Genomic DNA, 10,755 nt, shown 5'->3' with positions numbered 1-10,755 from the left:
GGGTGACGTCGGAGATGTAGATTTTTTTCATGGTCGTTCCTCAGCCGTTGATCATCGACAGGGCCATGCGCTCGGCGGTGGCCATGGCGGCGGACGTCATGATGTCGAGGTTGCCGGCGTAGGCCGGGAGGTAATGGGCGGCGCCTTCGACTTCGAGGAAGACCGAGGTCTTCAGGCCGGAGAACACGCCGAGACCGGGGATTTTCAGGTCGCGAACGTCCTCGAACTGGACCTTCTGCTTGAGCCGGTAGCCCGGCACATAAGCCTGGACGGCCTGGGCCATTTCGATGATCGAAGCCTCGACCTGCGCCTGATCCGCGGCCTCGGAAAGGACGAATACCGTGTCGCGCATGATCAGCGGCGGCTCGGCCGGGTTCATGACGATGATCGCCTTGCCCTTGGCCGCGCCGCCGATCACCTCGATGGCGCGGGAGGTGGTTTCGGTGAATTCGTCGATATTGGCGCGGGTGCCAGGGCCAGCGGATTTGCTGGCAATCGAGGCGACGATTTCGGCGTAGTGAACCTTGGCCACGCGAGATACGGCCGCGACCATCGGAATCGTCGCCTGGCCGCCGCAGGTGACCATATTGACGTTGAGCTGGTCGAGGTTCTGTTCCAGGTTCACCACCGGCACGCAATACGGACCGATGGCGGCGGGCGTCAGGTCGATCAGGCGAATGCCGGGTTTGATCGAGCGCAGGAAGGCGTCGTTCTTGACGTGGGCGCCGGCGCTGGTGGCATCGAAGACGAAGTCGATATCGGCAAACTCTGGCATGCGGGTCAGGCCGTCAACACCTTCGTGGGTGATGGCGACGCCCAGCCGCGCCGCCCGTGCCAGGCCGTCGGAGGCCGGGTCGATGCCGACCATCGCGGCCATCTCCAGGTGCTGGCCGTGGCGCAGGATTTTGATCATCAGGTCGGTGCCGATGTTGCCGGAACCGATGATGGCGACTTTCAGTTTGCGTTGACTCATACCGCTTCTCCGTAGACTTCGGCGAGCAGGATCACGTCCTGGCCGAGGGTGTCGGCGTACAGGCGCTGGACCGCGTCGGCGCGCAGCGTCAGGGCGGCGCGCTGGTTGATGTAGCCCTTGTCGGTGATTTCGCCGTCATTCAGGCTCGGTGGGGTGTCGAGGATCATCAGCCGCACCGCGTGCTGCGACGACGCCGGGAAGTCCCGGGCCAGCGCCTTGAGGCCGGCGCACAGGGCCAGGCGCACTTCCGGCTGCAGCGCCAGTTGCGCGCCGCTCATGGACTCGCCGGCCTTGCCGAGCAACTCGCGCAGGGCCGGGGTCGGGTAGACCAGCGCGCCGATCACGTCGCGGTCGTGGCCGCAGATCACACAATCGCTGGCATAGGGCGCCAGGGCGCTGACCAGCCGCGGGCGCAGGGTGCCCACCGACACCCAGGTGCCGCTGCTGAGCTTGAAGTCTTCGGTCACACGGCCATCGAACAGAATCCCCAGTTCGGGCCGCTCCGGGTCCACCAGCCGGCCGGCATCGCCGATGCGGTAGAAGCCCAGTTCATCGAACGCGGCCTCGGTGCTCTGCGCGTCGTTGAGGTAACGCGGGAACACCGACGGGCCGCGCACGCGCATTTCCAGCTTGTCGCCACTGGGCACGAAACGGATCTGCGTGCCCGGCACCGGCAGGCCGATATTGCCGGCCTTGTCCAACTGAAAATGCACGCTGGTGACCACCGGCGAGGTTTCCGTCGAACCCCATTCGGTGGCGAAGAACAGCGGTGCCTCGCGGACTTCGGCGGCGCGCGCCACCAGGCGCTGCCAGGAACTTTGCGGCAACGCGGCGGCGGCGTAGAACAGCAGCTCCAGCCGGCCGAACAAGGCGCGGGCCAGCGCTTCGTCGCGTTCCAGGTACGGCAGCAGCGACTCGTAGCCGCGCGGCACGTTGAAGAACAGCGTCGGCTTGACCGACTTGATGTTCTCCACCGTGCGGTCGATCTGTCCCGGCAGTGGCCGGCCGTCGTCGATGTACAGGGTGCCGCCGTTGCGCAGCACCAGATTGAAGTTGTGGTTGGCACCGAACACGTGGCTCCACGGCAGCCAGTCCAGCACCACCACGTCGATCCGCTCAATGAAAGGCCAGCACTGGGCGATGGCCTGCTGGTTGGCGCAGAGCATGCCGTGGGTGTTGATCACCGCCTTCGGCGAACCGGTGGAGCCGGAGGTCAGCAGGTAGCGCGCCGGGGTGTCGCCGTCCACGCGGGCGAAGGCGTCCATCACCGCCGAGCTTTCGGTTTTGTACAGCAACGGCAGGGCCAGCCCGTCGGGGATTTCCTGGGCGTTGCGCGCCGCCACCACCGGGCAGCGCGGCGCGACCAGCTCGATGGCGCGGCAGAAGGCATCGCCGTCGTTGACGAAGATCAGCGCCGGGTCCAGCACGTCGATAATCGCCTTGAGCTTGGCGCAGCCGCTGCCGGTGTTGCGGGCATAGGCCACCGACACGGTGGACACCGGAATGCCCACGTGCATGGCCGCCAGGGTCAGCAGCGCCTGGTCGATATCGTTTTCCGACAGCATCAGCACCGGGCGTCCCGGCGCGGTGTCCAGCTCCAGCAGGCCTTGGGCCAGGGCACCGACACGCTGGCGCACTTCACGGTAGCTCAGGGTGAACCAGCCACCGTTGCGGCGTTCCGCCAGGTAAGCGCGGTCAGGAGTCTGGTGCGCCCAATGCTCCAGCCATTCGCCGATGCAGCGCGCATAGGGTTGCAGGGGCTCGGCCGAGCCGAGAATGAAACTGCCGTCCGCGCCGGGCTCATAGAGCACGCGCGCCGGCGCCAACCGCGTCGGGTCGTTGAAGATGTCGTACATGGCACGCCCTCATGAGTTCGGCGGGTCAGGTGCCCACCGCTCACTGATTTATTGTTGTGACGTTCGCCAGCCTGACGGCCGGCCTCAAGGTGTTGGCTCGTTCGTCTCAGGCGAAGCGGCAGCTCACTTCGCCCAGCCGGGTCAGGCGCAGGCGCAGGCTGTCGCCAGCAGCGACCTGGACCATCGGCCCGAGTGCGCCGGACAGCAGCACATCGCCGGCCTGCAACGGACGTCCGGCCTCGGCCATGGTCCGTGCCAGCCACAGGCAGGCGTCCAGCGGGTTGCCCATGCAGGCCGCACCGACGCCGATGGCCGCCTGGGCACCGTTTTTCTCCAGCAACATGCCTTCCAGCGCCAGGTCGAGCCCGGCCAGGCTGACCGGGGTCTTGCCCAGGACATAAAGGCCGGAAGAGGCGTTGTCGGCGACGGTGTCGACCAGGGTGATTTTCCAGTCTTCGATCGCCGAATCGACGATCTCCAGCGCCGGCAGCACATGGTCCACGGCGCGCAGCAGCTCGGCCAGGGTGGTGTCGGCGTGCGTCAGGTCACGGCCGAGGACAAAGGCAATCTCGCCTTCGGCCTTGGGCTGGATCAGCCGACTGCTGTCGATCGCCTCGCCGTCGCGGATCTCCATGTCGGCGAAGAGCATGCCGAAGTCCGGTTGATCGACACCCAGTTGCTGCTGCACCGCCAGCGAGGTGAGACCGATCTTGCGCCCGCTCAGACGCCGGCCCGCAGCCAGGGCGGCCTGGGTGTTGAGTTCCTGGATGGCGTAGGCGTCGGCCAGGCTGTTGATGTCGAAGCGCTCGGAAATCCGCCCGCACGGGGTGCGGGTCTGCCGGGCGCGGGCCAGCGCTTCGGCGGCCGGTTGCAGGGAAGGATGAGTCATCGTGTTTCTCCTGAAGGCAAGTTCGGCTTACAACGCGCGAGCGCGGCTTTCCTGGTAACCCTGGTGCAGTTCATCCACCAGCTCGGCGACGCTGTAGTGGCGGCTGATTTGCCCGACCCCCTGCCCCGCCGACCACACGTGCTTCCAGGCCTTGTTGGCGCTGGCGATGTTGCCGGAGAAATCGATGCTGGCGCGGGCCTCGGTGGCCGGATCGATACCGGCCTGCTCCAGCGACGGGCGCATCCAGGTGGCCAACACGCCGCTGACCGCCTTGGTGGTGACCACGTCGTCCAGCGAGCACGCCACCAGCATGTCGCGGTAGGCGTCTTCCACCAGGCTTTCCGCGGCGGCCACCAGGCGCGTGCCGACCAGCGAGAAGTCGCAGCCGAGCACTTGCGCGGCGTGAATATCGCGACCGTTGGAGATGGCCCCGGCCAGACCCAGCGGCCCGTCCCAGAACTGCCGCACTTCGCCTGCGAAGGCGAACGGGTTGTAGTTGCCGGTGTGGCCGCCGGCGCCGTTGCAGACCAGCACCAGGCCATCGACGCCGGCGTCCGCCGCCTTGCGCGCCAGGGCCGGGCTGATCACGTCGGCGATCACCACGCCGCCGTAGGCGTGCACGGCATCGAGCACGCGCTTGGGGCTGCCGAGTGCGGTGGAGACGATTGGCGGCTGGTAGCGTTTGACCAGTTCCAGTTCGGCGTCGAAACGGTCGTAGGTGCTGTGCACGATCATGTTCAGCATCCACGGCGCGCGGGCCTCACCGCGCTGACTGGCGGCCTCGCGCTCGGCGACGATCTCGCCGAGCCACTGGTCCAGTTGCTCGACGGTGCGGGCATTGGGTGCCGGGAAGCTGCCGATGATCCCGGCCTGGCAGCAAGCCGAGACCAGTTTCGGCCCGGAAACCAGGAACATCGGCGCGGCCAGCACCGGCAGGTTGAGGCCGGCGACCAGGTCCAGCAGGTGTTGTTGCGGTGCACTAAGGCTTCTGTTGCTCATCACGCATCTCTCTTGTTTATTTTGTAGAGCACGCTGGCTGGGTTCAGGTCTTGCGATGCTTGGCCGCCCCGCTGCTACGGATTTCCCAGCCGCCATCGCTGTGGATGATGTTGGCGGTGGTCAGCCCGGCATTTTCCCGCGAGGCGAGCAGCACATAGTGCCCGGCGTGGTCCTCGGGTTCGGCGATACGCTGCAGCGGCACCGCCTGGGCGGCGCCGGCTTCGAAGCCGGGAATCTGGTTCAGCGGCACGCTGCGGCTGTTCAGGCCTTCCAGGCTCTTCATCGGCGTGTTGGTGGCGCCGGGGGCGACACCGTTGACGCGGATGTCCGGCGCCAGCTCGTAGGCCAACTGGCGGATCATCCCCACCAGCGCATGCTTGGCGGTGACGTAGAGAATGCCACCTCCGCCGGCATAAAAGGCGCTGTTGGACAGGGTAAAGATCATGCTGCCGCGGGTTTCGCGCAGCGCCTCGGTCGCCGCCTGGGCGCCGAGCAGGTAACCCTGGACATTGATCGAGAACAGCTTCTGGAACGCGCCTTCGAAATCTTTCGGGGCGATCCGGTCGAGCCGGGTGAAATAGTCGAACACCGCGGCGTTGCCGACGAAGGTGTCGAGCTTGCCGAAGGCTTCCAGCGTTGCCGCCATGGCGCGCTGGTTGTCCTGCCAGCGCGAGACATCGCCCTGCACGGTGATCACCGCGTCGCCCAGCTCGGCGCTGAGCGCCGCCAGTTGCGCGGCGTCACGGCCCATGACCGCGACCTTCGCCCCTTCGGCGACATAGCGCCGCACGATGGCGCTACCGATGCCGCCAGTGCCGCCGGTGACCAGTGCGACCTGGTTGTTTAGCCAACCCATAAATCAATCCTCGGAAATTCAGCAACACGGGGTGTCACAGGAAGGTATTGATGTTCTTGCACAGCAACATCGCATTGGGGATCAGGATCTTGCGCTTGAGCAGCTTCAACCCGTCCGCCTCGACCCGCAGCACGTCCTCGCGGCGGCCGGTGATCTGCGACTGTTCATCAAGCCCGCGGCTGCGCACGTTGATAAAGCAGGAATAGGCGCGGTACTCGCCCGGCGCCTCGCCGGCATACACCTCGATATTGCTGACCAGATGCACATTGCGCGTCGGCGGGTTCTCGGCCCAGGCCGACGGCTGCTTGAAGCGCGACACCCGGCGTTGCAGTTCGCGGATGCCGTCATCGAAGAAGGCCATGTGTTCCAGGGTGTAGGGCCCGGACTTGTCCTCGCGACGACGGTTCTCGATGCCGGGCATCCAGTAATGAATCGCCTCGCTCAGGGTCTGCAGCCATTCGTCCCAGCATTCGTTGTCCAGCAGGCGCGCTTCGCGCAGCAGGAATTGCTCGACGCGGCGCACGTCTTCGAAGGTCAACTGTTGTTCCAGTGTCATGCGGGCTTCTCCTCAGCGCATCTTGCCGTTGCGGTCCGGGACATCTGCCCAGGTCGGCGCTTGCAGCAGGTCTTTCCAGCGCTGGTAGAACGCCCGCGCATTGCATTCGTTGAGCTGGCCCTTGAACACGTTGCCCGGCAGCTCGCTGTTGTCGATCCGGCTGTCCATGCCCAGGCCGACGTACAGGTCCTGGTAACGGGTGACCACGCCGCGGGCGGTCTTGGTGCAGTACTCCCAGTTCTCACCGTCGTCCATTTCGAACACGCCAGTGGGCGAGAAGGTCATCATCGCGCCGCGGCGCCATTTGTCCTTGATGTCCTGCGGGGCGTTCTTGTTGACGATCACCCAGGTGAACAACTCGATCTTGTGCGGCCCGCGTGGCTGCCAGATGCGCACGGTGTTCTGCCCCGGCAGGAAGGAGAAGTTGGGGAACACGGTGAACGAGGAAATCGCCCCGATCAGCTTCGAGCGGAACTCGCCCAGGCGCTCGGCGACCTTGGGCCGCAACACGTGCAGGTACTTGTTGATATCGCGCTCGCCGAGGGTCGCGGCGTTGCCCACCACATCGGTGGCGAACTCGTAGCCGTGGCCGTTCCAGTTCACCGAGTACGACTCCGGCAATTCGCCGACATTGGTCACCGGCCCGCCGAGCATGGCCTTGGCGGCCGAGTCGTGGGTCCAGCCGCCATGAAGGATGTCACCGACGAAATTTTCCGCGGCGATCTTCCAGTTGCAGTCGATGGTGGAACGGATGCAGCCGCCGAGGAATTCGCTGCCGCCCTCGTCCATGTCGAGCATCACGTCGAGGTACCAGGTCATCGGCCCGAGGTACTCCTCAAGGGTCGGTGCGTCGGCGGCGAAGGTGGCGAACACCAGGCCTTTGTAGGTGCCGACCCGGGCTTCGCGCAGGCCGTGTTTGGATTTGTCGAAGTTGCTTTCTTCGTAGCACTTGGATTCGTGCATGCCCATCAGCCGGCCACCGTCGGCGCCGAACGACCAGCCGTGGTAGTTGCAGATAAAGCCGCGGGCGTTGCCGGCCTCGGCGAAGCAGACCTTGTTGCCGCGGTGCGGGCAGGAATTGAGGAAGACTTTCAGCGAGCCGTCCTTCTGCCGCACCACCAGCACTTCGTCCTCGCCCATGGAGGTGGTCAGGTAGTCGCCGAATTTCGGCAGTTGCGATTCGTGGGCAACGAACAGCCAGCAGCGGGCGAAGATCTTTTCCATCTCCTGCTCGTAGATGGCCTGGTCCCAGAACACCTTGCCCGACAGCCGGCCTTCTTCCATGTCGCAGATGCGATCGAGGTTATCCAGGCTCGGGGTGGATTCGATGGTTCTGAGCGGTATGTATTTATTGTTATCCATGGTTCGGACTCACACAGGAATGCGGTGGGACAGCGACGACGTCAGACCGGGCTCTCGGCCGCAGCCAGTGCCTCGTCGGCTTCCAGCGCGACGTCGGCGTACACCTCGCGGTCGGTGACGATGATCTTGTAGGTGCGCAGGTGCCGTTCGCAGGGGAAGGTCACCGCCTTGCCGCTGGGGATGTGGAACTGGCCCCAGTGCACCGGGCAGGTGATCAGGTCGTCTTCCATATCGCCCTCGGCCAGCGAGGCGGTGGCGTGGGTGCACATGTCGGTGGTGGCGTAGAAGGTGCCGCCCAGGTTGTAGACGCAGATCGCGTCGCCCTCGGCCTGCTCGACCTTCTTCAGTTCGCCCGGCGCCAGTTCGTCGCGCTGGCACAGCAATACACGGCTCATGCCCGACCCTCCTTCAGTTGTACGAAGCCCAGGCCGGTGACCCAGGCCAGCACCGCTTCATAAGCGACCACCTCACCGACCGGCTGCTCCAGCGCGGCCATGGCACAGGCGAAATTGCGGATTTCCATGGCGCCGTTGCCGGCGCGGCGGAGGATTTCTTCGTCGCTGTAGGCACACAGGCCATCCAGGTCGCCCTTGACCCCCAGGGCGAGAATCTCGCGGTCGAAGTCTTCGGCGACCTTGCCCATCTCGACCGTACCGACCCAGTGGCTGATGCCGCCGCTGCCGATGATGACCACGCGCTCGTCGGCGTCGAAGGCTTCCACCGCCGCGCGCAGTTGCCGGCCGAGGTCGGCCGAGCGCTTCAGCGAGATGTACGGATCGACGCCGCAGGCCAGGTACACCGGGATGCTCGGCAAGGTCTTGCCCAGCAGTTGCTCGGCGGGCTGCACCACCAATTGGTGCGGGATCGAGAACGAATGGTCGACGGTGAAGCTGCGCGCCACGCTCCAGTCCACGCCCGTGGCGTCACCGTGGGCGACGATGTGTTCGGCCAGCGCCTGGTGGTTGCTCACCACGCGGCGTTGCAGGCCCGGCAGGCGGTCGATCGGCCCGTCGACATCACCGGTGCCGATCACGTAGCGCGGCAGGCAGTGGGTGCCGAACAGAATGTAATGGTCGCAACCGACGATGATGACCGCGGTCGGCTCCAGCTCGGCGAGGCGCCGGGCGCAGTTGGCGTAGGCTTGCCACACCGCCTCGCGCTGGGCTTCGGGCGGCGCATTGGGCGCCACGAACATGACCGGGTCGTGCGGCATCCAGAAGCCGCCTACTATCTTGCCCATCTCATCACCCCTTGAGCGCGGCGGAGAAACCCGCGCTGAGTTCATCGGTGCAGCCGAGGCGCTGCTTGTAGATCGCCATGTCACGCTCGACGGACAGTTCCTGCCAGAAGCCCATGGTCAGCATCGGGTTGACCCCGGCGGCCTGCAGCCCGGCGACATCGAAGCCGAGGATCATCGCGGCCTCGTCTTCGGCCAGCTCGAAGCGGGCCAGAAAGCCCGCGGCGTCCTGGCGAAACCGCTCTTTGGCGGCGCGCTCGACGCACAGTTGCCAGAGCACGCGCTCCATTACATTTCGGCTCATGGCGCTTACTCGCTGAGGAAGTCGCGGACCAGCGCGGCGAAGCGCCGAGGCTGTTCGCTCTGCACCCAATGGCCGCAATGGCCGAACAGGTGCAGGTCGGCGTTCGGCACGCTGTTGGCGATCAGCAGGCCGCATTCCGGCGGCACCACACGGTCCTCGCGGCCATGCACCACAAGGGTTGGCGCGGTGATTTTCGCCAGCGCTGCGGCGGGGAAGCCTTTGACCAGGGTCTGGCCTTCGGCGGCCGGTCGCGGGATCAGTTTGCGCAGGGCGTCCTGGGCGCCAGAACGCGCGCTGGCCTCGAAACGCGACTGCACCAATTCGTCAGTAATCAGGGATTTGTCGTAGGGGAACAGCTCCATCAGGCGGCGCATGTTCTCCAGCGACGGCTCGTATTCCCAGGCGCCACGCAGGCCGGGGGTCTGGACGAACTCGCCGGCAGGAGTGCCGAGCAGCACCAGTTTGTCGACCCGCTCCGGAGCGAACACCGCCAGGCCGATGGCCACGGCGCCGCCGAAGGAGTTGCCGATAAAGGAGGCTTTCTGGATATCCAGCGCATCCATGATGCCCAGCAGGTGGTTGACCCACAGCTTGATGTCGTACTTGGCGTCGGCCTGGAATTCGGTGAAACCGAAGCCGGCGATGTCCGGCACGATCACCCGCCAGCGGTCGGCAAACACCGGGATGGACTTGGCCCAGTTGGTGCCGCCGGACACGCCTGGACCCGAACCGTGCAGCAGGAACAGAGCATCGCCCTGACCGGCTTCGTAGTAGTGGGTGTTGTGCCCTGCGGCCAGCAGCGTCTTGGCAATTGCGCTCATCGAGGTCTCCGTTTTTATTCTTAACATACAGATGTGTATTCGAATGCTATGGATGGTTTTGACGTGCGTCAACGAAAAAAACGCGGAACGGTGCAAAAATATGCAGGTCAACCTACAGATGTGTATTTAAACAAATGGGCAAATTCGGCAGACTGCCGGTGCCCCGTAGCGCGCTCTGGCTGCGCCGGCGGCAATAGCCTCGGCATTGCGCCGGGCGCTAGAATGCCCTCCTTAGCGCCCCGGGCCGGGCCACGATCCTGCCGCCCAGGCGCCTTCCAGCTCGATGAACAAGGCCCTTACACAATGTCATCACGCACCAACCTCACCCGCGAAGACTGGATCCACGCCGCCCAACATGTGCTGGTCAGCAGCGGCGTCGATGCGGTCCGGGTCGATACCCTGGCCAAGGAACTGAAAATCACCCGCGGCAGCTTCTACTACCACTTCAAAAGCCGCGGCGAACTGCTCGAAGGCATCCTCGGCAACTGGCGTGCGCGCGCCACCGAAGACGTGATTCTCAACCTGCGCAACGCCCACGCCTCGCCGCTGCAGCAGTTGCAGCGCCTGCTGGAATTGCCGTCCCACGGCCAGACCGCCAAGGAAGCCGCCGCCATCGAACTGGGCATCCGCGCCTGGGCCCGCCGCGACAAACAGGCGCGCCAGGCCATCGACGAAGTGGACAGCCATCGCCTGAACTACATCGAGGGCTTGCTGATCCAGGCCGGCGCGCCCGCCGATGAAGCGCAGGACCGCGCCTACCTGATCTATGCGTACCAGATCAGCCTGTCGCTGCTGCACAGCGACGATACGTCCGAGCAGCGATTGGACCGTAGTCAGCGCATGGCGGGGTTGTTGTTGCCGCAGGGCGCTGCCGTTCCGGCCTGAGACAAAAATGCGAGGCA

At 65.3% G+C, this 10,755-nt stretch carries 12 protein-coding genes; 1 reads left to right on the top strand and 11 read right to left on the bottom strand.

Annotation, left to right across the window (positions count from 1 at the left end):
- Positions 1-40: 40 nt before the first annotated feature.
- The 11 genes from CKW37_RS29895 to CKW37_RS29845 form a co-directional block, all read right to left on the bottom strand.
- On the bottom strand, positions 41-973 hold the full coding sequence (locus CKW37_RS29895; protein WP_095159706.1) for an acetaldehyde dehydrogenase (acetylating): 933 nt from the start codon (positions 971-973) through the stop codon (positions 41-43).
- Positions 970-2,829, bottom strand: a complete 1,860-nt coding sequence (locus CKW37_RS29890) for a feruloyl-CoA synthase (RefSeq protein ID WP_095159705.1) — start codon at positions 2,827-2,829, stop codon at positions 970-972. Before CKW37_RS29890 ends, CKW37_RS29895 begins: the two co-directional genes overlap by 4 nt.
- A 106-nt stretch (positions 2,830-2,935) precedes the next feature.
- Positions 2,936-3,718, bottom strand: coding sequence for a 2-keto-4-pentenoate hydratase (locus CKW37_RS29885; RefSeq protein WP_095159704.1), 783 nt, complete (start codon positions 3,716-3,718; stop codon positions 2,936-2,938).
- A 27-nt stretch (positions 3,719-3,745) separates the two neighbouring features.
- Positions 3,746-4,717, bottom strand: a complete 972-nt coding sequence (locus tag CKW37_RS29880) for a nitronate monooxygenase family protein (protein WP_095159703.1) — start codon at positions 4,715-4,717, stop codon at positions 3,746-3,748.
- A 43-nt stretch (positions 4,718-4,760) separates the two neighbouring features.
- Positions 4,761-5,573, bottom strand: coding sequence for a 3-(cis-5,6-dihydroxycyclohexa-1,3-dien-1-yl)propanoate dehydrogenase (gene hcaB, locus CKW37_RS29875; protein ID WP_095159702.1), 813 nt, complete (start codon positions 5,571-5,573; stop codon positions 4,761-4,763).
- A gap of 34 nt (positions 5,574-5,607) precedes the next feature.
- Positions 5,608-6,129: a 3-phenylpropionate/cinnamic acid dioxygenase subunit beta gene (locus tag CKW37_RS29870; RefSeq protein ID WP_095159701.1), complete on the bottom strand. Its 522-nt coding sequence runs from the start codon at positions 6,127-6,129 to the stop codon at positions 5,608-5,610.
- 12 nt (positions 6,130-6,141) lie between these two features.
- On the bottom strand, positions 6,142-7,491 hold the full coding sequence (locus tag CKW37_RS29865; protein WP_095159700.1) for an SRPBCC family protein: 1,350 nt from the start codon (positions 7,489-7,491) through the stop codon (positions 6,142-6,144).
- A gap of 41 nt (positions 7,492-7,532) precedes the next feature.
- Positions 7,533-7,886: a non-heme iron oxygenase ferredoxin subunit gene (locus CKW37_RS29860; RefSeq protein ID WP_095159699.1), complete on the bottom strand. Its 354-nt coding sequence runs from the start codon at positions 7,884-7,886 to the stop codon at positions 7,533-7,535.
- A complete protein-coding gene (locus CKW37_RS29855) occupies positions 7,883-8,731 on the bottom strand; it encodes a protocatechuate 3,4-dioxygenase (protein ID WP_095159698.1) in 849 nt (282 codons plus the stop codon). The genes CKW37_RS29860 and CKW37_RS29855 overlap by 4 nt, the downstream gene beginning before the upstream one ends.
- Before the next feature lie 4 nt (positions 8,732-8,735).
- Positions 8,736-9,032 carry an extradiol ring-cleavage dioxygenase gene (locus tag CKW37_RS29850; protein ID WP_095159697.1) on the bottom strand — a complete coding sequence of 99 codons (297 nt, stop codon included), beginning with the start codon at positions 9,030-9,032 and terminating at the stop codon, positions 8,736-8,738.
- Between the two features lie 5 nt (positions 9,033-9,037).
- The gene (locus CKW37_RS29845) at positions 9,038-9,853 is read right to left on the bottom strand and encodes an alpha/beta fold hydrolase (protein WP_095159696.1); all 816 of its coding nucleotides are present in this window, start codon (positions 9,851-9,853) and stop codon (positions 9,038-9,040) included.
- A gap of 303 nt (positions 9,854-10,156) precedes the next feature.
- Between CKW37_RS29845 and CKW37_RS29840 the strand changes: the two genes are divergently transcribed.
- Positions 10,157-10,738, top strand: a complete 582-nt coding sequence (locus tag CKW37_RS29840; RefSeq protein WP_095159695.1) for a TetR/AcrR family transcriptional regulator — start codon at positions 10,157-10,159, stop codon at positions 10,736-10,738.
- The last annotated feature ends 17 nt before the right edge of the window (positions 10,739-10,755 follow it).

The organism is Pseudomonas sp. Irchel 3E13 (assembly GCF_900187455.1).
Classification (GTDB): Bacteria; Pseudomonadota; Gammaproteobacteria; order Pseudomonadales; family Pseudomonadaceae; genus Aquipseudomonas.
This window is presented reverse-complemented; position numbering and strand designations above follow the sequence as displayed.